Genomic DNA, 23,064 nt, shown 5'->3' with positions numbered 1-23,064 from the left:
GTGATAGGGGGTGCAGCGGGCGCGTCATGCGCCGCGTACGACGATCACGTGCACGCGGTACGGGCCGTGCGCGCCCAGTACGATGGTCTGCTCGATGTCGCCCGTGCGCGACGGGCCCGACACGAAATTGACCGCGCGCGGCAATTCGCCGCGCTCCGCGCGAATCAGCGCGAACGCGTCTTCATGCCCGGCGACGATCCGCGAAGCCGGTACGATCGCAATGTGGGTTTCCGGCAGCAGGCCGGCCGATGCATAGGTGTCGGGGCCCGACAGCAGCACCAGCGAACCCGTTTCGGCGGTCGCGCAAAAACAGCCGGTGAGGCCGACGAGATCGCCGTCGCGCGGCTTGCGGCATTCGACCGACAGGCCGGCGCCGGCCCAGTCGAGATCGGCCAGCGTGCGCCACGCGACGGCCTGCGCCGGCAGGCCATGAGCGGAAAGATAGCGGGCGGCGGCGGCGGGCGCGTCGGCCAGCGTCGCGACTTCGTCGACCGTGGTCGACAGGCGCGCCGCTTCGTCGACGAAGGCGGCGACGAGGTCGGCCGGCGCCGGCGGGCGCGGGCCCTGCGGATGCTGCGCGAGATAGTCGGCGACGCCGTCGCGCTCCGCTGCATCGGGTTCGGCCGCGCGCCCCTGCGCCGCGCGGATGCGCGCGAGGATCTGGCGACGGGCAGCGGAAGTGTCCATGAACGGTCCTCGTGACAGTGGCATGCAATTCCGTCCGATTATACCGGCCGCCCCTGCCGCCACGCACCTTCGGCCGAACGGCCGACGCCTACTTCGACGCGTCTTCCTCGACCGGCTGCGCGATGCCGAACACCTGGCGCAGGTACGCGAGATAGGCCTTGTCGTCGCACATGCTCTTGCCCGGCGAATCCGACAGCTTCGCGACCGGCTGGCCGTTGCAGCGGACCATCTTGATCACGATCTGCAACGGCACGTAGCCGAGATCGTTGGTGAGGTTCGTGCCGACGCCGAACGCGAGCTTGCAGCGGCCGCGGAACCGTTCGTACAACTGCATGACCTTCGGGATGTCGAGTGCGTCCGAGAACACGAGCACCTTGGTGCGCGGGTCGCAGCGGTTCGCCTCGTAGTGGCGCAGCATCCGCTCGCCCCAGTCGAACGGATCGCCCGAATCGTGGCGCGCGCCGTCGAACAGCTTGCAGAAGTACATGTCGAAGTCGTTCAGGAACGCATCCATCCCGTAGACGTCCGACAGCGCGATCCCGAGGTCGCCGCGGTATTCCTTCGCCCACATCTCGAACCCGTAGATCTGCGAATCGCGCAGCCGCGGGCCGAGCGCCTGGCACGCCTGCAGGTACTCGTGCGCCATCGTGCCGAGCGGCGTGATGTCGTGCTTCATCGCATACAGCACGTTGCTCGTGCCCGCGAACTGCGGGCCGAGCCCGTCGCGCAGCGTGAGCGCGACTTCCTCGTGCCAGACCTTCGAGAAGCGCCGGCGCGTGCCGTAGTCGGCGATCTTGCAGTCGGCGAACTCGGGCTTCGCGCCGAGCAGCTTGATCTTCTCGCGCAGCCGCTCGCGGCCCTCGCGATAGTCGGGCTCGCGCTGCGTGTTGCGGAAATAGACTTCGTTGACGATCGCGAGCACCGGGATCTCGAACAGGATCGTGTGCAGCCACGGCCCCTCGATCACGATGTCGATCTCGCCATTGCCCTTCGGCGACGGCGTGATCGAGATGTATTTCTCGTTCAGGTGGAACAGCGCGAGGAAGTCGACGAAATCGCTCTTGATGAAGCGCATCCGCCGCAGGTAGTCGAGTTCGACGTCGGAAAAGCGCAGCGCGCACAGGCCGCGCACCTCGTCGCGAATCTCGTCGATGTACGGCACGAGGTCGACGCCCGGCGTGCGGCACCGGAAACGGTATTCGACGTTTGCGGCGGGAAAGTGATGCAGGACGACCTGCATCATCGTGAACTTGTAGAGATCCGTGTCGAGCAGCGAAGTGATGATCATGTTTACGGCACCGCCAATATCGTGACAGGGCCCCGGCGCACCGCGCGCCGCCCGGTCTGTCGGCCATGTTACCCGAATGCGGGGCCGACCATCGTGAAACCGCCCGCCGCCCCGCGTGCGGGCATCCGCTTTGCGCACCCCATAAACTAATCACGAAACGATATAAGCCGGATAGCCGACCACGCCATGCGGGTTTTGCGCTTCAGTTACAATGCCGCTTTTGGCGCAAACGCCACCCCATATATACCGCCAAGCAGGAGCGTTTTAATGACTCACGTTGTGACCGAAGGCTGCATCAAGTGCAAATACACGGACTGCGTGGATGTGTGCCCGGTGGATTGCTTCCGTGAAGGTCCCAACTTTCTCGCCATCGATCCGGACGAGTGCATCGACTGCGCTGTGTGCGTCGCCGAGTGCCCGACCAATGCGATCTATGCCGAAGAAGACGTTCCGGGCGACCAGCAGCAGTTCACCGAGCTGAATGCCGAGCTGGCAAAGGGCTGGCCGTCGATCACGAAGACCAAGCCGGCACCGGCCGACGCGGACGAGTGGAAGGACGTGCAGGAGAAGCTGCACCTGCTCGAGCGCTGATCGCGCAGCGGGCGCGAAAAAAATTTTGTGCATCGTGGCCCAAAAGTATTGACAGGTTAGCGACCACTCCATACAATCTCGTTTCTCTGCTGTTGTTGTTTGTTCCCCGATAGCTCAGTCGGTAGAGCGCCGGACTGTTAATCCGTAGGTCCCTGGTTCGAGCCCAGGTCGGGGAGCCAAAAACACAAAGGCCCGTTGAAAGTGGACGGGTTTTTTGTTGGAAACAACACATGCAGATGTACCGATTTATTCCCCGATAGCTCAGTCGGTAGAGCGCCGGACTGTTAATCCGTAGGTCCCTGGTTCGAGCCCAGGTCGGGGAGCCAGACAGCGAAAGGCCCGTCATTCGACGGGCCTTTTGTTTTTCCGGCCGCCCGCTCGCTTCTCCGCCTTTCATCGCCCGGTCACGCGCGTGCTAGAGTCTCTGTCCCGCATTCGCATCCGGTTCCGTCGATGAAGCAACGCCTCCTCCGCTCCGCCCCGTTCGCCCTCCTGTTTTCCGCATTCGCCGCGGCGCCGCTCGCGCACGCGGAGGAAGTCGGCAGCGTCAACACCCATTTCCGCGTCACGGGCTCCGACCGCGTGGTCGTCGAAGCGTATGACGATCCGGTCGTGAACGGCGTGACCTGCTACGTGTCGCGCGCCCGCACCGGCGGGATCAAGGGCACGCTCGGCGTCGCCGAGGATCCGAGCGAAGCGTCGATCGCGTGCCGGCAGGTCGGCCCGATCAGCTTCAAGGAGCCGCTCAAGCAGCAGACCGACGTGTTCAGCGAGCGCATGTCGTTCATCTTCAAGACGCTGCACGTCGTGCGCGTCGTCGACACGAAGCGCAACACGATCGTCTACCTGACCTACAGCGACCGCATCGTCAGCGGCAGCCCGAAGAACGCCGTCACCGCGGTGCCGATGCCGGCCGGCACGACGATTCCGGTCAAGTAACGCGCACACCGGCCGGGCGCGCGAGCGATACACTGTCGGTTCGACCGCTCCCGCGCCCGATCATGTCCGCCACCCGCCTTCCCGACGCCGCACGCTACTGGCGCACGCCGCTGCTGCCGGACGCGGATCTGCTCACGGCCACCTATCGCGATCACGCGTTCGCGCCTCACTGGCACGACGCGTACACGATCCCCGTGATCCTCGAAGGCGCGGAACGCTTCACCTATCGCGGCGCCGGCTATGTCGCCGAAACGGGCACCGTGCCCGTGATCAATCCCGGCGAAGTGCATACAGGGTCGCGTGCCACCGACGAAGGCTGGTGCTATCGCGTCAGCTACATGCCGGTGGAATTCATCCACGCACTCGCAAGCGAGATCGCCGGCCGCCCGCAGGATGCGCCGTGGTTTGCGCCCGGCGTGATTCGCGACGCCGATCTCGCGGCCCGGCTCACGCTGGCGCACCGGATGATGGAAGCCGGCAGCGAACGCGCTCTGTCGTCGCAGGCGCATGCGCGCGGGCAGCCGGCGGATGATCCAGCGCCCGACGCACCACGCATCTACGACCCGCTCGCCGCCGAAACCGCGATGCTCGACGCGCTGTCGACGTTGATCGCGCGCCACGCCGACGTGCGGCCGCAACCGGCGCCGCTCGCGGCCGACGAACCACGCGTCGACGCCATGCGCGAGCGGCTCGCTGGCGACCTGCTGTCCACGGTGACGCTCGACGACGTCGCGCAGGCGGCCGGCCTGTCGCCGTTCCACGCGGCGCGCCTGTTCACGCGTACGACCGGCATGCCGCCGCATGCATGGCGCAACCAGCTGCGGCTGCAGCGCGCGCTGGCGCCGCTGCGCGCGGGCGTGCCCGTCGCCGACGTCGCGGCGGCCAGCGGCTTCGTCGACCAGAGCCACTTCACGCGACATTTCAAACGGATGTTCGGCGTACCGCCCGGGCGCTGGCAGGCGAGCTGACGCGCGGCGCCCGGCAGCGGGCAACCGCGCCGCCATCCGGCGCCGGCCGGCACCCGGGCATCGCGCCGGCCCGATTCCGCGAGCGCAAGAACATACAAGCCGGCTCGCCGTCCGCTGGCTATCCTCCTGTTCATGGAGGAGACCCTTTGAACCCGACACCCGCATCGCCGCCTCGCCGCCCGCTCAACGAATGGCTCGACGGCGCGCGCGACACGATTCCGATGATGATCGGCGCAGCACCGTTCGGCGTGATTTTCGGCACGCTCGTCGGCGGCGGCCCGCTCGCCGCATGGCACGGCGCGCTGATGTCGCTCGCCGTGTTCGCGGGCTCCGCGCAATTCATCGCGCTCGGCCTGATCGCCGGCAGCGCGAGCTTCGTCGTCGTGCTCGCGACCACGCTGATCGTGAACCTGCGCCACCTGCTGTACAGCGCGACGCTCGCACCCTATGTCGCGCACCTGCCGCTGCGCTGGCGCGCGACGCTCGGCGCGTTGATGACCGACGAGGTGTTCGCGGTCGCCTATGCGCACTACCGGCACTTCGCGCCCGGCACGATCGGCCCCCACTACTTTTTCGGCTCCGGGCTCGCGATGTACCTGAACTGGCAGGTCTGGACGCTCGCCGGCATCGGCTTTGGCGCGGCGTTCCCGGGCCTGCAGTCGCTCGGCCTCGATTTCGCGATGGCGGCCACCTTCATCGCGATCGTCGTCCCGCAGCTCGGCACGCTGCGCTATTTCGCGGCGGCCGCGACGGCCGGCACGCTTGCGTACTTCTGGCAGGACTGGCCGTACAAGCTCGGGTTGCTCGGCGCGGTCGCCGCCGGCGTCGCGATCGGCGTCGTGCTCACGCTGCTGCACGAACGCACGCGCACCGGCTCGCGCACGGAGGTCGCATCATGAGCTACGCGCTGCTGATCCTCGGCATGGCCGTCATTACGTACGCGATTCGCTCGACGCTGTTCCTGTTCGGCGAACGGCTGACCTTCCCGCCGCTCGTGCGGACCGCGCTCGGCTTCGTGCCCGTCACCGTGCTGACGGCGATCATCGTGCCGATGACCGTCTCGCCGCACGGCGGCACGGCCGAGCTCACCTTGCGCAATCCGCAACTCGTCGGCGCGCTCGCCGCCGTGCTCGTGTCGGCGGCAACCCGCCGCCCGCTCGTGACGATCGCCGCGGGGCTCGCGGTGTTCTTCTTCTGGCAAGGGGTCGTGATCCCGCACTGGCTGCCCGCCTGAGCGGTCGCTCTACCCGCGCGCTCAAGTTTTCGCCCGGCGCGCCGATATAGGGAATGAAGACCCGCCACCGGCCTCGGCGCGTACCGGTCAGTCGACGCTGCGCCCGCTCCGGTGCGCCGTGCCGGCCGTCGGCTTGCGCGGGCCGCCATCGAGACGATTCATGGGCCAGATCACCCTTTCCCTCAAGGACGACACGCTCGAGTCCCTGCGCAAGGACTATGACGCGTTCGTCCGCGTGTCGCTGAAACTCGACCCGCAGTTCGCGACGCCGTCGTTCGAGGATTTCCTGCGCGCCAAGTTGCTCGACAACATGGTGCCGCTGACCGAGCACGCGGTGCAGCGGATGCTGCAGGGCGGCCAGTACGCGTGGGCCAAGCGCACGCTCGACAAGGAATTTCCGGACGTCGTCGCGATCCTGATGCGACAGGCCGGCGAATTCGGCTTCGGCTTCGCATCGCGCTCCGAATGGACCCCCGACGAACTCGCGAAAGCATGCCGCGACTGGGCGAAGGCGATCGTCGCCGAAGCGCAGGGCGACCCGTCGCTGATCGACCCGCTTGCATCGCAGATTAAGGGCGCCGCGCAGGACATCCAGGCGCTCGAGGAACTGATGCAGACGCCCGCGTGGCGGCTCGCCGAATCGTTGCGCCAGCGCATTTACGAGGCCAAGCTCGCGTGCGAGATGAGCGTCGGCAGCACCGCGCGCGACAAGCTCGGCGAACTGCGCGGGCTGCTGCGGCTCGGGCTCGCGCATGGCTCGTTCCAGAAGCAGGAAGCGCAGCAGATCATGGAATACCTGCGGCTGCTGAAGCCCGAGATCTTCGTCGAGGAACCGTACGACGTCTTCGCGCGGCTCGCCGCATGGCTGCGCGGCGTGTTCACGCCGGCCGCCGTGCGACCGGCGCAAGGGCAACAGGGACAGGGGCCAGGACAGCGCCGGCCGTGACCGCGCCCCGCCCTCCCGCCGAAAGCATGAACCCATGAAAACGGCCCGGTTCGCGCAAAGCGAACCGGGCCGTCGGATGGCCTCCGGCGCGACGCCCAGGGGGCGAGCGTCACGCGGCGCCAGGCGCCGCTTACTGCGTGGCGCCCTGGGCCGATGCACCGCCCTCCGCGCCGACCGACGCGCCGCCTTCGGTCGCTTCCCCGGCCTTCGCCTTGGCTGCGCCGACGTGGCCCTTGGCCGACTTCGCGGCATGCTTCGTGTGCTTCTTGGCCGAATGGACGGCCGACGACGCCGAATCCTTCGCACCGTCGGCTGCCGCGCCGACCGCATCCGTGGCACCGCCGACCGCGTTGCCCGACGCGTTCGCGCCGGCACCGCCCTGCACGCCGGCACCGACACCTGCCGCCGGAGCCTGCGCCTGCACGCCGGCACCGGCCGCACCCTGCGCCGCCGTGCCCGTCTGGGCAAATGCGGCCGAAGTGGCGAACGCCGTCAGCGCGGCACCGATCAGCATCGTACGAATCTTGGACATGGCAATTCTCCTCGAGAAGTTGTGAGCCCGGACCGCATCGATGCGGTCCGTCGCGTCCCCCGCCGCAACACGCAGCAGGTACGACAAAAGACCCGCGGCGCGCCCGGCCGGTTCTCGAATCTCTCAGACTGTTACCCACCGTTTCATTTGCTGACGAATCGCTCACAGTCCTTAACAACTGCGTGCCGCGGCGGCCCGCGCTCGCGTGCCGGCCCGCGGTGCCGTATGATGCGGAGCGTTTCCTCCCGCGCCCTGCGCACCTTCTTCGTCATGCCCAATCTGGATTTCACGCTGACCGGCGAATACGTCGAGCTGCACAACCTTCTCAAGATCACCGGCCTCGCGGACAGCGGCGGCACCGCGAAGCTGATCGTCGCGTCCGGCGCGGTGAAAGTCGACGGCAACGTCGAGCTGCGCAAGACCTGCAAGATCCGCGCGGGCCAGGTCGTGCTGCTCGGCGACACGCGCATCGCGGTGCGCGAGGCCTAGGGCCTGTTCACGCTAATAACGGGCTTGCGAACGTGCCTTGCCGGTCGCAATGCAAGGAGGGAGGAGCGCCGTTTGGCCGCGCCAAACAAGCGACGATCGACGCCGCAGTGCAGCCGGCAAGGCACGTTCCCCTGTTTTTTGGAAAATTCATTCGTGGGGCCAGCGCAAGCCCGTTATTAGCGTGAACAGGCCCTAGCACTCGCGCGTTCCCCCTGTCCGCGACATGGCCATCGGCGCACGCGTTCGACACGGTTTGAATAAAGCCGTAAGCTAGCGTCTCTCAAAATAAATACATATAGCGCGGGCCCGCACCCGCGCGAGCGCCCATTCCATGTCGCATTCCGGTCTTACGCGGACGGTCATTGCGCCGCCGTCGCTCTCCAGTCACGCCGCCGATACCGCGCGTCTCGCCGCGCCGCTCGCGATCGCCCAACTTTCGCAGATGGCGATGAGCGTCACCGACACGGTGCTGCTCGGTTCGCTCGGCCCCGATTCGCTCGCCGCGGGCGGGCTCGGCGCGAACTTCTTCTTCGTCATCGTGACCATCCTGCAGGGCGTGCTGTCGTCGGTCAGCGTGAGCGTCGCGCACGCGCGCGGCGCGCAGGCCGAGGACCGCGTGCCGCACATCTACTGGACCGGCTTCGCGCTGTCCGTGCTGCTCGCGATTCCGGCGATCGTCGCGCTGTCGCTGTCCGAATCGATCCTGCTGATGTTCCACGAGCCGCCGCTGCTCGCGCATCACGTCGGCGAATACACGGGCATCCTGCGCTACGCGGCGCTCGGCAGCCTGATCGGCGTCGGGCTGATGCGCGCGTTCCTGCCGGCGATCGGCGCCGCAAAGCGGCTGCTGTGGGTGTCGATCGGCGGCGTCGGCGTCAACGGCGTGCTGAACTACGGGCTGATCCACGGCGCATTCGGGCTGCCGCGCCTCGGTTTTCTCGGCTCGGCGGTCGCGACGACGATCACGATCTGGCTCACCGCGCTCGCGCTGATCTGGCTGCTGCACGGCCGGCAGCGCTTCCGCCATTTCGTGACCGCGTCGCGCCCGAAGCTGCCCGTGATGGGCGAACTGATCGGCATCGGCTGGCCCGTCGCGATCACGTACGGGGTCGAATCGACGCTGTTCCTCGCCACCGGCCTCACGGTCGGCGTGCTGGGCGCGACGTCGCTGGCCGCGCACCAGATCGCGCTGAACGTCGCGTCGGTGTCGTTCATGGTGCCGCTCGCGATCGGCCAGGCCGCCAACGTGCGTGTCGGCTACTGGGTCGGCGCGGGCTCGCCCGTCGCCGCACGGCACGCGGGCTTCGTCGCGCTCGCGCTCGGCGTCGCATTCATGTCGCTGTCGGGCGTCGTGATGATCGTCGCACCGCATACGATCGTCGGCCTGTACCTGCACCTCGACGACCCGGCCAACGCCGCCACGGTGTCGCTCGCCGCGTCGCTGCTCGGCATCGCCGCGGTGTTCCAGATCGTCGACGGGATGCAGACCGTCGGGTCGGGCGCGCTGCGCGGCCTGAAGGACACGCGCATCCCGATGCTCGCCGCGACCTTCGGCTACTGGGGCATCGGCTTTCCGACCGGCTACTGGTTCGCGTTCCACGCGGGCCTCGGCGCACGCGGCCTGTGGTGGGGGCTCGCGGCCGGCCTCGCGAGCGTCGCCGCGCTGATGGCCTGGCGCTTTCACCGCAAGACCGCGTCGCTGATTGCGGCGGCGCACTAGGGCCTATTCACGCTAATAACGGGCCCTAGGCGCGACACGACGCGAAATCGCGGCCGGCGCTATGCTTGTCGGTTGAACCCCTCAAGACGCCGCGCGAGCGGCGCGACTGCCTCACGATACGTCTGACGCCGCGCGACGACGCGCGGCCTTTCCCCTTTCCTGGAGGAGTGCATCATGAACGAAGCAGTTCGGATGGAACGCGACACGTTCGGCGAGATCGCCGTGCCGGCCGACCGCCTTTGGGGCGCGCAAACCGAGCGCTCGCTGCAGAATTTCCGGATCTCGACCGAGAAGCAGTCGCCCGAGCTGATCCACGCGCTGGCGATCGTCAAGCGCGCCGCGGCGGCCGTCAACCAGTCGCTCGGCGTGCTCGCAGACGACAAGGCGCGCGCGATCATCGACGCGGCCGACGAGATCATCGCCGGCAAGCATCCGCGCGAATTCCCGCTCGCGGTGTGGCAGACGGGCTCCGGCACGCAGACCAACATGAACCTCAACGAGGTGATCGCGAATCGGGCGAGCGAGCTGATGGGCGGCGAGCGCGGCGAAGCGCGCAAGGTGCATCCGAACGACGACGTGAACCGCGGCCAGTCGTCGAACGACGTGTTCCCGACCGCGATGCACGTCGCGGCCGCCTACGCGATCGTCAACCACCTGCTGCCGGCATTGCGCACGCTGCGCACGACGCTCGACGCGAAGTCGAAGGCGTTCGCCGACATCGTGAAGATCGGCCGCACGCACCTGCAGGACGCGACGCCGCTCACGCTCGGCCAGGAATTTTCCGGCTATGTCGCGCAGCTCGACCAGGGCATCCGTCACGTCGAATCGGCGCTGCCGCACCTGTACGAGCTCGCGCTCGGCGGTACCGCGGTCGGCACCGGACTGAATGCGCATCCGGAGTTCGCGGTGCGCGTCGCCGACGAAATCGGCCGGCTCACGAAGCTGCCGTTCGTGACGGCGCCGAGCAAGTTCGAGGTGATGGCGGCCGCTGACGCGCTGGTGTTCGCGCACGGTGCGCTGAAGACGGTCGCGGCCGGCCTGATGAAGATCGCGAACGACGTGCGCTGGCTCGCGAGCGGCCCGCGCTGCGGGCTCGGCGAACTGTCGATTCCGGAGAACGAACCGGGCAGCTCGATCATGCCGGGCAAGGTGAACCCGACGCAGTCGGAGGCCGTGACGATGCTGTGCTGCCAGGTGTTCGGCAATGATGTCGCGGTCAACGTCGGCGGTGCGAGCGGCAATTTCGAGCTGAACGTGTTCCGGCCGATGATCGCGCACAACGTGCTGCAGTCGGTGCGACTGCTCGCCGACGGCGCGCAGAGCTTCAACGATCACTGCGCGGTGGGCATCGAGCCGAACCGTTCGCGGATCGACCTGCTGCTGAACGAATCGCTGATGCTCGTGACGGCGCTCAATCCGCACATCGGCTACGACAAGTCCGCGCAGATCGCGAAGAAGGCGCACAAGGAGGGCACGACGCTGAAGGCGGCCGCGCTCGCGCTCGGCTACCTGACCGAGGCGGAATTCGATGCGTGGGTGCGCCCCGAACAGATGATCGGGACGCGGTAAAGGCAGGACGGCGGGCGCGGCGAGCGCGGCGCCCGTCGCGGTCAGACCGCGCCCTTCGCGACTTCTTCCGGTTTCATCTCGACGATCTTGTCGAGCGCGGCCCGCACGTCGGCCGCATATTTCGCGAGCACCTTCTGCTCGTCGGTCTCGGGTACGAACGGCGGCACCGGCACCGGGTTGCCGTTCTCGTCGACCGCGACGAACACGACGAGGCAATCGGTCGTCTGCCGCAGCACGCCGCCCTTCGGATCGCCGGCGTGCACGGACACATGGATGTGCATGCTGGTACGGCCCGTCGCCACGACGCGCGCCTTCAGCTCGACCAGGTTGCCGACCAGGATCGGACGCTGGAAACGGATGTTGCCGACGCTGACCGTCACGCAATAGCGGCTCGACCAGACGGCCGCGCACGCATACGCGACCTCGTCGATCCACTTCATCAGCGCGCCGCCATGCACCTTGCCGCCGAAGTTCACGGACGAAGGCTCGGCGAGGAAGCGGAATACGGTTTCGGTGCGGTCGAGGGCGGCCGGCACGGGGGACGGTTGGGACATCGTTCTGGCTCCAGGCGGCGGGGGCGCTGTAATCGGGCCATTATACGTTGCACTGCGGCAACGCGTCGCGGCAAGCCCCGTGTGGCGCGGCTGTGGCGGCCATGCCCGACACGCGCGCCGATCGGTTCCGGTCAGCGGCGCACCGTGATGCCCTGGTCGATCGTCCCGTACATCTCGATACTGCCGCCCTGCCCGCCGGCGGCGCCCGCGCCGCCCTGCGCACAGGCCGCGCAGACGAGCGCGGCGGCCAACACACAGAAAATCGTCTTCATCATTGCGTCGAGTCGCATGCGGCGGCCCGCTGCCGCCGCGTCCGGCCATTCTACGCGCGCGCTGCAACGGGCCGCAGCCGCGCCCGCCGCCGGGACGGCGCCGCTGCATCCGACATTTCATCCGGAAGCGAAACATCGAATGCCCGCACGCACTACACTGCAACTCATCCCGCCTGACCAGAGACGATGATGACCGATCAAGACGACCACCACTTTCCGGGCCTGAGCCGCATCGGCGCGCTGATCGCCGACCCCGGGCGTGCCGCGATGCTGTGGGTGCTGATGGATGGCAGCGCACGCCCGGCCGGCGAACTGACGCTGATCGCGGGGCTGTCGCCGTCCGCTGCAAGCGCGCACCTCGCGCGGCTGACCGAAGGCGGCCTGCTCGCGCTCGACGTGCGCGGGCGGCACCGCTACTACCGCATCGCGTCGGCCGACATCGCGGCGTCGCTCGAGGCGCTCGCGAACGTCGCCCGCGCGGCGGCCCCGCACCGCCCGGTTCCGCCGCCGTCGCGCACGGTCCCGGCCGAACTGCGCTACGCGCGCACCTGCTACGACCACATGGCCGGCGAACTCGCCGTACGCATCTTCGACGGCCTGACCGCGCGCGGCTGGCTGTACGCGGACGGCAACGCGATCGACACCACCGAGCTCGGCACGCAAGCGCTCGCGCAATGGGGCATCGACGTCGCGCAGCAGCGCACGCGCCGGCGCCGCTTCGCATGCGGCTGCCTCGACTGGAGCGAGCGGCGCTCGCATCTCGGCGGCGCGCTCGGTGCGGCGCTGCTCGAGAGCTTCTGCGAACACGGCTGGATCGAACGTTCCGCACGACCGCGCGTGCTGCGCGTCACCGTGCCCGGCCAGCAGGTTTTCGACGGGTGGCTTACGTCCGCTTGACGCCTGTATTGCGTCTGCACGACAACAACGTGCGATGGACAGGTTTTGTTACATCGCAGGCCATCCGACTTACAAAACATAGGGCATTGAAACAGGCCAAGCAGATATTGTGAATTCATCGGCACGAATCGACGCGCCGCGATAACGACGATGACGCTCACCATGGCCACCCTGTTCACGCTCAAGCGAACCGCCCGCTACACGCTGCTCGCGTTCGCCGCGCTTGCGGCCCTGCCGCCCGCATTCGCGCAATCGGCCGCTGCGCCGCCGTACGCGGCGGCCGCACGGCAACCCGGCGGCGATCCACCCGGCCGCGTCGCGCGGCTCAACTACCTGTCGGGCGCCGTGACGACCGAACCGGCGGGCACCGACACGTGGTCGTACGCGGCCGTGAACAGGCCGCTGACGACCGGCGACCAGCTCTGGAACGATGCCGGCGCCCGCTCGGAACTGCACATCGGGTCGACCGCGGTGCGGCTCGGCGATTCGACGAGCCTGTCGGTACTGAATCTCGACGACACGACGACCCAGCTGAAGGTCGGCCTCGGCACCGTATCCACACACGTGCGCGATCTCCCGCGCGGCGGATCGTACGAAATCGACACGCCGAACCTCGCGCTCAGCATCACGGGCCCCGGCGACTATCGCGTCGATGTCGCGCCGAACGGTGCGAGCACGACGGTCACCATGCGCAGCGGCAGCGCCACCGTCTACGGCAGCAATGGACAGTACCCGCTGTCGCCCGGGCAGCAGGTCGTGTTCACGGGCACCGACCTGCAGGTCGCGCAGCAATCGGCGGCGCCGGGCCCCGACCCGCTCGACCAGTGGGCCGCCAGCCGCGACGCGGCCGAAGAGCGCTCGGTGTCGGCCCGCTATGTGTCGCGCGACATTCCCGGCTACCAGGATCTCGACGCGAACGGTACGTGGCGCGAAACGCCGAATTACGGCTCGGTCTGGGTACCGAACGACACGCCGGCCGACTGGGCGCCGTATCACGACGGCCACTGGATCTGGCAGGCACCGTGGGGCTGGACGTGGGTCGATGACGCACCGTGGGGCTTCGCGCCGTATCACTACGGCCGCTGGGCGTACGTGGACGACAGCTGGGCATGGGTGCCCGGCCCGATGGTCGTCAGCCAGCCGCCGGTCTATGCGCCGGCACTCGTCGCGTTCGTAGGCGGCGGCGGCGGCGGCCCGGACTGGAGTGTCGCGCTCACGGTCGGCGGCGTCGCCGCGGCCGGCTGCGCGTGGTTCGCGCTCGGCCCCGGCGAACCGTGGCACCCCGGCTGGGGCGGCTGGAGCCCGCACTACTACGACCGCGTGAACCGCAACGTCGTGGTGAACAACGTCAACGTGAACGTGAACAAGACCGTGAACGTGACGAACATCACCAATATCACCAACATCAACAAGACGTACTTGAACTTCCATGCGCCGCACGCGATCACGGCCGTGCCGGCTTCCGCGTTCGTGCACGGCCAGCCGGTCGCGCACTTCTCGCAACGCGTCGATCCGCAGCAATGGCGCAATGCGCACGTCACGCCGGGGACACCCGGCATCGCGCCGGTACGCCAGAGCTTTACCGGCGGGCTGCGCAATGCCAGCTACCGTCCGCCGGCGGCGATCGCGCAGCATCCGTACGTCGCGACGCGCAACCCTGCAGTGCCGGCTGCCTATCGTGACCAGGCCGCCGCGCATCTCGCGCAGCAAGGCGGTCGCGTGCCGGGCGCCGGCGCACCGGTCGTGAAGACGAGCGTGCCGGCCGATTACAGGCCCCGCCCGATCCGCGTGCCCGGTAACCCGGGCGGTGGCGCGTGGGCAATGCGCAACGTGCAGCTCGTGAATCCGCACGGCCCCGTCGTGCAGCCGTCGCACGCGCCGCGTGAAGGCCAGGCACCTGCCGTACAGGCCGGACGGCCGGGCGTACCGGTGCAGGGCGTGCCGAATCCCGGACGGCCGGCGAACGGCGAAAACCCCGGTGCACCGCACTTCGCCAACGGCGGCATGCCGCAGGCGCCCGGCAACACGACGCCGCATCAGGCTTTCGGGGCCGGCAACGGCGTCCCGCATCCGCCGGTCGCGAGCAACCCGCCGCCGGGACTCGGCAACGCGCACGCCGCCGAGACGCCGTCACCCGCGTGGATGCAGCCGCACACGCCGATGGAACGTCAGCGCCAAGCACCGCCGAGCGCCCTTCACGCGGCAGGACAGAACGCGCTGCCGCCCGTACGCAGCGCAGCGGTGCCGCATCCGGAGGGCGTGCCGACGCCGCAGGGCATGCAGCCCGGCAGCCGGAACGAAGCACCGCGAGCGCTGCCGCAACCGAGGATCGACAACACGGCGCAGATTTCGCAGCCGCGTCCGCACCCCGATTTCCAGACGCCGGCCCAGCACGCGCAGCCGCAACCGGAGCGGGCCGCCCCGGCACCGCAACCGCGCCCCGACTTCGCGCAACCGGCGCCGCACCGCGAAGTCGCACCGCCGCGCGTGAACGAGTACCGTCCGCCGGCGCCTGTCGTGCACGACATGCCGCGCCCGCAGCCGCAAGCGCCGCGCATGGAGCCGCGCCCCCAACCCGCGCCTCGCATGGAGCCGCGGCCGCAGCCGGCGCCCCGTATGGAACCGCGCCCGCCGATGCCCGCTCCGCACATGGAACCGCGGCCGCAACCGGCACCGCACGTCGAGGCGCCGCGCCAGAGCAGCCCGCCGCCGCAAGGCGGTCACGAAGAACGGCATCGCCAGTAAGTGCCGCAAACGTGAAACAAAAAAGCCCGACCGGTTTCAGCCGGTCGGGCTTTTTCCTGCGGGGCGCGGCTCGACGAAACCGCGCGCGCTCAGACCGCCATCGGCGCGGTCAGCGGCTCATGGTGGCGATAACCGACCAGCGAGAAATCGGACGGTTCGATCTGCTCGAGCCATTCCGGCGCATAAACGCCCGTCTTCGCGTACTCGGGCACACGCTCGGCAATCTCGAGCCGCGGGCTTTCGTACGGCTCGCGCGTGAGCTGCCGCTGCAGCATGTCGAGCTGGTTCTCGTAGATGTGCGCGTCGCCGATGAAATACGTGAACCAGCGCGGCGTGTAGCCCGTCAGCCGGCCGACGAGCGACAGCAGCGCGGCCCCTTCCGTCAGGTTGAACGGCGTGCCGAGGCCGACGTCGTTGCTGCGGATGTACAGGCACAGCGAGAGCTCGCGCTTCGTCGCGTTCGGCAGGAACTGGTACAGCAGGTGGCATGCGGGCAGCGCGATCTGGTCGAGCACGGCCGGATTCCACGCGTGAAACAGGATGCGGCGGTCGGCCGGGTTCTCCATGATCGTATCCAGGCACTGGCGCAGCTGGTCGATCGCCTTGTACAGCAGCACCTTCGGCGCACCGTCTTCGTCGAACCGCGTGACGATCCGGAAGCCGCGGCGCGTCGCATCGGCGATCTGCGCGTCGGCGCCCGCGTCGAGCACCTTGTAGCCCGGCCACTGGCGCCATTGCACGCCGTACACGTCGCCGAGATCGTCGACGCCCTGGCGATACGGGTTCGCGAGCCACTGCGCGTTCTCGTTCGCGTTCGCATCCCACACCTTGCAGCCGAGCGCGCGGAAATCGGCCGCGCTGCGCGACGCGCGCAGGAAGCCGACCAGTTCGCCGATCGCCGACTTGAACGCGAGCTTCTTGGTCGTCACGGCCGGAAAGCCTTGCTGCAGGTCGAAGCGGAGCATCGCGCCCGGCATGCTGATGGTTCGGATCCCCGTGCGGTTTTCCTGCCAGGTGCCGGTATCGAGAATGGTACGAACGAGATCGAGATACTGTTTCATGCGGGTTCCTTCGGCCGCGAGGGCGGCCGTACCCGCCGATTTTAGCAAGCGTGGCGAGGAAGCTCCGCCAACGGCGGCGAAAACCCTGCCAGCGTGTCGCCGCGATCGCGCATCCCGTGCGCGCACATCAGCCGGTAGAGCGTCACGCGCGACACGCCGAGCTCGCGCGCGGCATCCGCGAAACGGCCGCGGTGGCGCAGCAGCGCCTGCTCGATCGCCTGCCGCTCGGCCGCCTCCCGCGCCTCCAGCAGCGACACGGGCGCGAGCGTCGCGAAGTCGTTCAGCTCGAGATCGGCCGCGGTGATCATCCGGCCCTCCGACATCACGATCGCACGGCGCACGCGATTGATCAGCTCGCGCACGTTGCCCGGCCACGAATAGCCGTACAGCGACGCGACCGCGTCGAGAGAGAAGCCGCGCAGGCGGCGATGCGCATCGCCCTTGAAACGCTCGAGCATGTGGCGCGCGAGCACCTCGATGTCCTTGCCGCGCGCGCGCAGCGGCGGCTCCTCGATCTTCAGCACGCACAGGCGATGGAACAGGTCCTCGCGGAACCGCCCTTCCCGCAACGCGGCTTCCATGTCCACGTGCGTCGCGCAAATCACGCGCACATCGACGGGTACCGACACATGCGCGCCGAGCCGTTCGATCTTGCCTTCCTGCAGGAAACGCAGCAGGCTTGCCTGGCTTTCGAGCGGCAGATCGCCGATTTCGTCGAGGAACAACGTGCCGCCGTTGGCGGCCTCGACGCGGCCGACCTTGCGCTGGTTCGCGCCGGTGAACGCGCCGCGCTCATAGCCGAACAGTTCGGCCTGCAGCAGCGTCGATGGAATCGCGCCGCAATTGATCGCGATGAACGGCGCCTGCGCGCGCGACGAACGCTCGTGGATCGCGACGGCCGTCAGTTCCTTGCCGGTGCCCGACTCGCCGGAGATGAACACCGGCGCATCGGTCGCCGCGACGCGGCGGATCGTCCTGAAGAGCCCGAGCATCGCATCGCAGGTGCCGACCATCTCGCCTTCGCTGCGCCCGGCGCCGACGGGCGGCGCAACGGGATCGGTCAGCGCGACCATGCCGTGCGCGTGGCCGACGGTCTCGACGATCCGCGACGTTTCGTACGGCATCGTCACATAGTCGAAGCAATAGTCGCGAATGAGATGGCGCAGCGTGGCATCCTGCAACTGGCCGCGACGCGTCGCGGCGATCCAGCCGATGTGCTGGATGCTCAGGCAGGATTCGAGTTCACGCAGGTCCGAGGGCTTGAAGCCCGGCGAGAAGTCGAGCAGGCCGGCGCTCGCCACACCGTGCTGCACGACACGCCGTACGTCACGTACGGTCTCCGCGAGATCGACGCGCCAGCCGCATTCGTCGAAATGGCCGCGCAACGCGTCGTTCGGTTCGCGCGAATAGTAGATCACGTGCCGCTGATCGGCTCCCATATCCTCACCCCGTTCATCAACCGTCTAACGATTGCCGTGCACGTCAGGTCTCGTGCGAAAAGGATCGAATCGGGTCAGCCAGAGGTGGCTCGATTCGCCATGCCGATGCGCGGCGACGACAAAGCCTCGCATGATGGCGCTTATCTCGCGTCCAGTTATGTTTTGGTCAAGACAGCTTGGTTATAGGCACCGAATACGACAAACCCGTTTCAGCGCCGATGCGATCCGGCCGAATCGCTCAGGAGGTCGATGCAAGTCAATCATCTGCACATAGCGCAGCGAAGTGTTCGTTCATCAACACACGACCCGATTTTCATCCTTGAAGCGTATCGATTGAATCCGCAGTATTCCCGAGCCCCCTCGTTTCAGGCCTGAAACATTTTCACGCTGTTTCGGCCACAATTCGCAACGCCTGAGCGCGAATCGCAGTGGCGACAATGGTCACGACACGATGGCATGTATTTCGCTGAATACGCGAACGATCGGAGACAGCCATCATGCACAAACGCCTTTCACTTTCCTTCGTGCCGATGGCGCTTGCGCTCTCGGCCGCCGGCCCGCCTGCGCCGGCCCGCGCGGATGAAATCGCGATACCGGATCGCTCCACGCTGCTGGCCGAAGACGCGCCGGGCCTGCAGCACGGCAACGGCTTAGGCATCGTGACCGTGTCGGCACCGCGACCGCTGCCGACCGGCAAGGCGACCGTCACGCTGTGGGACGAGATCCCGCCATCGCCCCAACTGCCGATACCGCTTCCGGTACCGCAACCCGGCGACGCGCAGCACGCGATGCAAGGCAACGCACAAGGCAATACGCGTCAGTGAGCGCACACCGGTCCGCTCAATCAGGATTCCACATTGATTCGGCGGTTCGGGCAGGCCGGACGGCACCGCTCCGCGCCGGCATCGCCGCTCCCGCGACACGAACAGGTTTTGTGCTCCGTCCCCCGGCGGGCACGCTTTTAATTCGGTCCGTCGCCGCGACGCAATACGTCAGGCGTCGCGGCACGCAGCAGGTGAAAGCCGATGCGCGCCGCCGTTCCGGTAGAATCGGCGCCATTCCGGCTTTCCTCTTTCCCGACCTTCATGACGACGTTGACCCTGATCGTCGCGCGTGCCCGCAACGGCATCATCGGCCGCGACAACCAGTTGCCCTGGAAACTTCCCGAGGATCTCGCGTTCTTCAAGCGCACGACGATGGGTGCGCCGATCGTGATGGGCCGCAAGACCCACGAATCGATCGGCCGGCCGCTGCCGGGCCGCCGCAACATCGTCGTCACGCGCGACGCAACGCGCCGCTTCGACGGCTGCGACACGGTCACGTCGCTCGCCGATGCGCTGGCGCTCGCCGCGCACGACGGCGTGCCCGAGGCATTCCTGATCGGCGGCGCGCAACTCTATGCGGAAGGGCTCACGCTCGCCGACAAGCTGGTCGTCACCGAGATCGATGCCGACTTCGACGGCGATGCGTCGTTCCCCGCACCCGACGCCGCACACTGGCAGGAGGTATCGCGTGAAGCGCACCAGGCTGCCGAGCCGAACACGTTCGGCTATGCATTCGTCGTCTACGAACGCAAGCGCGGCTGACGCGTTTCGCCGTCACGCACGATGAAAAAAGCCCGACCGGCTCACGCCGGTCGGGCTTTTTCGCTGGACGGCGGCCAACGCCGCGCATCGCTTACTGCCCTGCGATCGTCATCTGCTCGATCAGCACCGAGCCCGTTTCCTTCGTGCCGCGCACGAGCGAATCGGCACCGATCGCGACGATGTGCCGGAACATTTCCTGCAGCGTGCTCGCGACCGTGATTTCCTCGACCGGATACTGGATCACGCCGTTCTCCACCCAGAAACCCGCCGCGCCGCGCGAATAGTCTCCCGTCACGTAGTTCACGCCCTGCCCCATCAGCTCGGTCAGCAGCAGGCCCGTGCCGAGCTTCTTCAGCATGGCTTCGAAGTCGTCGCCCGCCTGCGTGTTCGAGCTGCGCAGCGCGAGGTTGTGCGAACCGCCCGCGTTACCGGTGGTTTGCGTGCCGAGCTTGCGTGCCGAATAGGTCGACAGGAAGTAGCCTTCGACGACACCGTCCTTCACGACGCTGCGTGCGCGCGTGCGCACGCCTTCCTCGTCGAACGGCGCGCTGCCCATCGCGCGCGGCACGTGCGGATCCTCGACGACCTGGATGTGCGGAGCGAACACCGGCTTGCCGAGGCTGTCGACGAGAAACGACGTCTTGCGGTACAGCGCGCCGCCGCTCACGGCCTGCACGAATGCGCCGAGCAGGCCGGCCGCGAGTGGTGCCTCGAACAGCACGGGCACCTTGCGGGTGTCGAGACGGCGTGCGCCCATCCGCGCGAGTGCGCGTTCGGCCGCGTAACGGCCGACCGCTTCGGGCGCCGCGAGATCGATCGCGCTGCGCTTCGACGAATACCAGTCGTCGCGCTGCATGTGACGGCCGCTGCCCGCGATCGGCGCGCAGGCGATGTAGTGGCGCGAGTACGGGTAGCCGGACAGGAAGCCGCGCGACGTCGCGAGCACGAACTGCGAATGCTGCGCCGACACGCTCGCGCCTTCCGAATTGCGGATCTGCGGGCTGACCGCGAAGGCGGCATCTTCCGCGCGGCGGGCCAGCTCGACGGCCTCGTCGGCCGTCAGCGCCCACGGGTGGTACAGATCGAGGTCGCGCGGGTCGGTTTCGAGCAGTTCGGCCTCGGCGAGGCCGGCTGCTTCATCCTCGGCCGTGAAGCGCGCGATGTTGTACGCGGCGGCGACGGTGTCCTTGATCGCGGCCGGCGAGAAATCGGACGTGCTCGCGTTGCCGCGCTTCTTGCCGATGAACACGGTCACGCCGACCATCTTGTCGCGGTTGTGCTCGATCGTTTCGACTTCGCCGCGGCGCACCGACACCGACAGGCCGTCGCCTTCGGAGATTTCGGTCGCGGCGTCCGACGCGCCGAGCGCCTTCGCATGGCGAAGGATGTCCGACGCGATTTCTTTGAGCTGGTCCTGCGTGTGCGGGAAATAGCGCGCTTGTACGTCGAGATTGGCTGCCATCGTCTTGGTATCCGGTGGCGGGCGGGCGCCCGCATGGTCAAAATGTTGCGTATCCCGCGATCATAGCAAGGTCCGAGGCCGGACACAGACAAGCTTGGGGTGTCCGCGCCGCGATACAATGCCGCCCATGACACGCAAAACCCGAATCCAGCCGATCGAGCATGCCGTCGAAGACGACGACAATGGCTACGATCGTCCCAGCAAATCCCAGTTGAAGCGCGAGATGCACGAGTTGCAGGTGCTCGGCCAGGCGCTCGTCGATCTGCCGAAAGACGCCCTCAAGCGCATGCCGATGCCCGAAAGCCTGGCGGACGCCGTCCGTGAGGCACGCCGGATCACCGATCACGAAGGCAAACGCCGCCAGCTCCAGTACGTCGGCCGCGTCATGCGCTCGCTGACCGACGACGAAACGGCCGCGCTGCGCACCGCCCTCGACGCACAACGCGGCGTGAACAAGGCCGCGACGGCCCGCCTGCACTGGATCGAGCGTACGCGCGACCAGCTGCTCGCCAGCGACGACGCGCTGACCGAATTCCTGCGCCAGCACCCGGACGCCGACATCCAGGAAGGCCGCACGCTGATCCGCAACGCACGCAAGGAAGCGCAGCAAGGCAAGCCGCCGCGCTATTTCCGCGAGCTGTTCCAGTGGATCAAGACCGCGAGCGGCACGCCCGATGCGGGTGAAGACGCGCCGGACGGCACCGAAGACGACCATGACGACGAAGCGTAACCACCCGGACGAGCTGGTCGTCGGCCTCGTGTCGATCAGCGACCGCGCGAGCACGGGCGTCTACGAAGACAAGGGCATTCCGGCGCTGCAGGAATGGCTTGCCGGCGCGCTGGTTTCGCCGTGGCGCGCCGAAACGCGCCTGATCCAGGACGATGCGCCGACGATTTCCGCCACGCTCGCCGAGCTCGTCGACGTCGCCGGGTGCGATCTCGTGCTGACGACCGGCGGCACGGGCCCCGCGCGCCGCGACGTGACGCCCGAGGCCACGCTGGCCGTGGCGACGAAGGAAATGCCCGGATTCGGCGAGCAGATGCGGCAGATCAGCCTGAATTTCGTACCGACCGCGATCCTGTCGCGGCAGGTCGCGGTGATCCGCGAGACGGCCGACCACGCGGCGCTGATCGTCAACCTGCCCGGCCAGCCGAAGTCGATCCGGGAAACCCTCGAAGGGCTGCGCGATGCCGACGGCAAGTCGACCGTCCCCGGCATCTTCGCCGCGGTGCCCTATTGCATCGACCTGATCGGCGGCCCGTACATCGAAACCGACGCCGCGGTGGTCGCGGCGTTCCGGCCGAAAAGCGCGCGGCGCTGAGCGCTTGCCGGGCGCCGAACGCGTGCCGGCCCGCTCAGGCGGCCGGCGCGGACTCGCCCGCCGGCGCAGACGCGGCCGGAATCAGGAAATGCTCGCGGTAATACTTCAGCTCGTCGATCGACTCGTGGATGTCCGCGAGCGCCGTGTGCATCGCGCGCTTCTGGAAACCCTTGTAGATCGCGGGCTGCCAGCGGCGGCACAGCTCCTTGAGCGTGCTGACGTCGAGATTGCGGTAGTGGAAGAACCGCTCGAATTCCGGCATCCAGCGCGCCATGAAGCGGCGGTCCTGGCAGATCGAGTTGCCGCACATCGGCGACTTGCCGGGCGACACGTACTGCGCGAGAAACGCCTGCAGCTGCGCGGCGGCTTCCGCCTCGGTCACGGTCGACGCACGCACGCGGTCGATCAGGCCCGAGCGGCCGTGGGTCGACTTGTTCCAGTCGTCCATCTTCGCGAGCGTTTCGTCGCTCTGGTGGATCGCGAACACGGGGCCTTCGACCGCGATGTCGAGCGTGGAATTGGTCACGACGACCGCGATCTCGATGATGCGGTCGTTATCCGGGTCGAGGCCCGTCATCTCCATGTCGAGCCAGACGAGGTTCAACTCGTTGCGCACGAGCGCGGGCTGGCTGGCGGAAGCGGCGGTATCGGTCATGAGTCATCCTGGAAAATGGCGGGCGGCGCGCGATGCCGCCCGGGCGGCCGGCATCGCATCAGCGGGGCCGGTCCGCAAGAACATATAATTCTCGCATAGAACCCTTTG

The 23,064-nt window shown here is 67.9% G+C and carries 24 protein-coding genes and 2 tRNA genes; 17 read left to right on the top strand and 9 right to left on the bottom strand.

Annotated elements, in window-relative coordinates:
- Positions 1-24: 24 nt before the first annotated feature.
- Together AC5LXX_RS05370 and pncB are read right to left on the bottom strand one after the other, a co-directional pair.
- The gene (locus tag AC5LXX_RS05370; protein WP_124456040.1) at positions 25-687 is read right to left on the bottom strand and encodes a LutC/YkgG family protein; all 663 of its coding nucleotides are present in this window, start codon (positions 685-687) and stop codon (positions 25-27) included.
- Positions 688-775: 88 nt separating this feature from the next.
- A complete protein-coding gene (pncB, locus tag AC5LXX_RS05365) occupies positions 776-1,975 on the bottom strand; it encodes a nicotinate phosphoribosyltransferase (RefSeq protein ID WP_124456041.1) in 1,200 nt (399 codons plus the stop codon).
- A 267-nt stretch (positions 1,976-2,242) separates the two neighbouring features.
- Between pncB and fdxA the strand changes: the two genes are divergently transcribed.
- The 8 genes from fdxA (at position 2,243) to AC5LXX_RS05325 (ending at position 6,653) form a co-directional block, all read left to right on the top strand.
- On the top strand, positions 2,243-2,566 hold the full coding sequence (fdxA, locus tag AC5LXX_RS05360) for a ferredoxin FdxA (RefSeq protein WP_059235411.1): 324 nt from the start codon (positions 2,243-2,245) through the stop codon (positions 2,564-2,566).
- 103 nt (positions 2,567-2,669) lie between these two features.
- A tRNA-Asn gene (locus AC5LXX_RS05355) sits at positions 2,670-2,745 on the top strand.
- 71 nt (positions 2,746-2,816) lie between these two features.
- Positions 2,817-2,892, top strand: a tRNA-Asn gene (locus AC5LXX_RS05350).
- A 127-nt stretch (positions 2,893-3,019) separates the two neighbouring features.
- Positions 3,020-3,505 carry a CreA family protein gene (locus tag AC5LXX_RS05345; protein WP_493410724.1) on the top strand — a complete coding sequence of 162 codons (486 nt, stop codon included), beginning with the start codon at positions 3,020-3,022 and terminating at the stop codon, positions 3,503-3,505.
- Positions 3,506-3,567: 62 nt separating this feature from the next.
- Positions 3,568-4,473 (top strand): AraC family transcriptional regulator, encoded by a 906-nt coding sequence (locus AC5LXX_RS05340; protein ID WP_493410723.1) that lies wholly within the window; start codon positions 3,568-3,570, stop codon positions 4,471-4,473.
- Positions 4,474-4,619: 146 nt separating this feature from the next.
- Positions 4,620-5,372: an AzlC family ABC transporter permease gene (locus AC5LXX_RS05335; RefSeq protein WP_493410722.1), complete on the top strand. Its 753-nt coding sequence runs from the start codon at positions 4,620-4,622 to the stop codon at positions 5,370-5,372.
- A complete protein-coding gene (locus tag AC5LXX_RS05330; RefSeq protein ID WP_493410721.1) occupies positions 5,369-5,707 on the top strand; it encodes an AzlD domain-containing protein in 339 nt (112 codons plus the stop codon). The genes AC5LXX_RS05335 and AC5LXX_RS05330 overlap by 4 nt, the downstream gene beginning before the upstream one ends.
- A gap of 160 nt (positions 5,708-5,867) precedes the next feature.
- Positions 5,868-6,653: a DUF4088 family protein gene (locus AC5LXX_RS05325; protein WP_493410720.1), complete on the top strand. Its 786-nt coding sequence runs from the start codon at positions 5,868-5,870 to the stop codon at positions 6,651-6,653.
- 130 nt (positions 6,654-6,783) lie between these two features.
- Here AC5LXX_RS05325 and AC5LXX_RS05320 read toward each other — a convergent pair whose 3' ends face one another.
- Positions 6,784-7,185 carry a hypothetical protein gene (locus tag AC5LXX_RS05320; RefSeq protein ID WP_493402618.1) on the bottom strand — a complete coding sequence of 134 codons (402 nt, stop codon included), beginning with the start codon at positions 7,183-7,185 and terminating at the stop codon, positions 6,784-6,786.
- Positions 7,186-7,455: 270 nt separating this feature from the next.
- Between AC5LXX_RS05320 and AC5LXX_RS05315 the strand changes: the two genes are divergently transcribed.
- From AC5LXX_RS05315 to fumC, 3 genes are all read left to right on the top strand, one after another.
- Positions 7,456-7,674, top strand: a complete 219-nt coding sequence (locus tag AC5LXX_RS05315; protein WP_124456049.1) for an RNA-binding S4 domain-containing protein — start codon at positions 7,456-7,458, stop codon at positions 7,672-7,674.
- A 331-nt stretch (positions 7,675-8,005) separates the two neighbouring features.
- Positions 8,006-9,394 (top strand): multidrug efflux MATE transporter NorM, encoded by a 1,389-nt coding sequence (norM, locus tag AC5LXX_RS05310; RefSeq protein WP_493410719.1) that lies wholly within the window; start codon positions 8,006-8,008, stop codon positions 9,392-9,394.
- A gap of 174 nt (positions 9,395-9,568) precedes the next feature.
- Positions 9,569-10,963: a class II fumarate hydratase gene (fumC, locus tag AC5LXX_RS05305; RefSeq protein WP_493410718.1), complete on the top strand. Its 1,395-nt coding sequence runs from the start codon at positions 9,569-9,571 to the stop codon at positions 10,961-10,963.
- 41 nt (positions 10,964-11,004) lie between these two features.
- Here fumC and AC5LXX_RS05300 read toward each other — a convergent pair whose 3' ends face one another.
- Positions 11,005-11,517, bottom strand: a complete 513-nt coding sequence (locus AC5LXX_RS05300) for an acyl-CoA thioesterase (RefSeq protein ID WP_012328135.1) — start codon at positions 11,515-11,517, stop codon at positions 11,005-11,007.
- 131 nt (positions 11,518-11,648) lie between these two features.
- A complete protein-coding gene (locus tag AC5LXX_RS05295; protein WP_185658257.1) occupies positions 11,649-11,792 on the bottom strand; it encodes a hypothetical protein in 144 nt (47 codons plus the stop codon).
- A 186-nt stretch (positions 11,793-11,978) separates the two neighbouring features.
- On the opposite strand from AC5LXX_RS05295, the gene AC5LXX_RS05290 reads away from it, so the two are divergent.
- Both AC5LXX_RS05290 and AC5LXX_RS05285 read left to right on the top strand, forming a co-directional pair.
- Positions 11,979-12,686 carry an ArsR/SmtB family transcription factor gene (locus tag AC5LXX_RS05290; RefSeq protein WP_124456052.1) on the top strand — a complete coding sequence of 236 codons (708 nt, stop codon included), beginning with the start codon at positions 11,979-11,981 and terminating at the stop codon, positions 12,684-12,686.
- Between the two features lie 150 nt (positions 12,687-12,836).
- Positions 12,837-15,431, top strand: coding sequence for a DUF6600 domain-containing protein (locus AC5LXX_RS05285; protein WP_493410717.1), 2,595 nt, complete (start codon positions 12,837-12,839; stop codon positions 15,429-15,431).
- 89 nt (positions 15,432-15,520) lie between these two features.
- Here AC5LXX_RS05285 and AC5LXX_RS05280 read toward each other — a convergent pair whose 3' ends face one another.
- Positions 15,521-16,492 carry a thymidylate synthase gene (locus AC5LXX_RS05280; protein WP_493410716.1) on the bottom strand — a complete coding sequence of 324 codons (972 nt, stop codon included), beginning with the start codon at positions 16,490-16,492 and terminating at the stop codon, positions 15,521-15,523.
- Between the two features lie 41 nt (positions 16,493-16,533).
- Positions 16,534-17,931 (bottom strand): sigma-54 dependent transcriptional regulator, encoded by a 1,398-nt coding sequence (locus tag AC5LXX_RS05275; protein ID WP_493410715.1) that lies wholly within the window; start codon positions 17,929-17,931, stop codon positions 16,534-16,536.
- 497 nt (positions 17,932-18,428) lie between these two features.
- Between AC5LXX_RS05275 and AC5LXX_RS05270 the strand changes: the two genes are divergently transcribed.
- Complete coding sequence (locus tag AC5LXX_RS05270; RefSeq protein WP_493410714.1) at positions 18,429-18,755, top strand: hypothetical protein; 327 nt, start codon at positions 18,429-18,431, stop codon at positions 18,753-18,755.
- Between the two features lie 261 nt (positions 18,756-19,016).
- Positions 19,017-19,517, top strand: a complete 501-nt coding sequence (locus AC5LXX_RS05265) for a dihydrofolate reductase (protein WP_493410713.1) — start codon at positions 19,017-19,019, stop codon at positions 19,515-19,517.
- Positions 19,518-19,608: 91 nt separating this feature from the next.
- Here the strand turns inward: AC5LXX_RS05265 and pmbA are convergent, their stop codons facing one another.
- Positions 19,609-20,979: a metalloprotease PmbA gene (gene pmbA, locus AC5LXX_RS05260; protein WP_493410712.1), complete on the bottom strand. Its 1,371-nt coding sequence runs from the start codon at positions 20,977-20,979 to the stop codon at positions 19,609-19,611.
- A gap of 127 nt (positions 20,980-21,106) precedes the next feature.
- Here pmbA and yjgA point away from each other — a divergent pair, with 127 nt between their 5' ends.
- Complete coding sequence (gene yjgA / locus AC5LXX_RS05255) at positions 21,107-21,709, top strand: ribosome biogenesis factor YjgA (RefSeq protein WP_493410711.1); 603 nt, start codon at positions 21,107-21,109, stop codon at positions 21,707-21,709.
- Positions 21,693-22,301, top strand: coding sequence for a molybdopterin adenylyltransferase (mog, locus tag AC5LXX_RS05250; protein ID WP_493410710.1), 609 nt, complete (start codon positions 21,693-21,695; stop codon positions 22,299-22,301). Before yjgA ends, mog begins: the two co-directional genes overlap by 17 nt.
- 34 nt (positions 22,302-22,335) lie before the next feature.
- Here the strand turns inward: mog and orn are convergent, their stop codons facing one another.
- Entirely contained in the window at positions 22,336-22,956 is a 621-nt protein-coding gene (gene orn, locus AC5LXX_RS05245; protein WP_049030222.1) for an oligoribonuclease, read from the bottom strand.
- Positions 22,957-23,064: the final 108 nt, after the last annotated feature.

Source organism: Burkholderia torrens (assembly GCF_984668525.1).
Note: the sequence above shows the minus strand (reverse complement) of the source record. Positions and strands in the feature narration are given on the sequence as shown.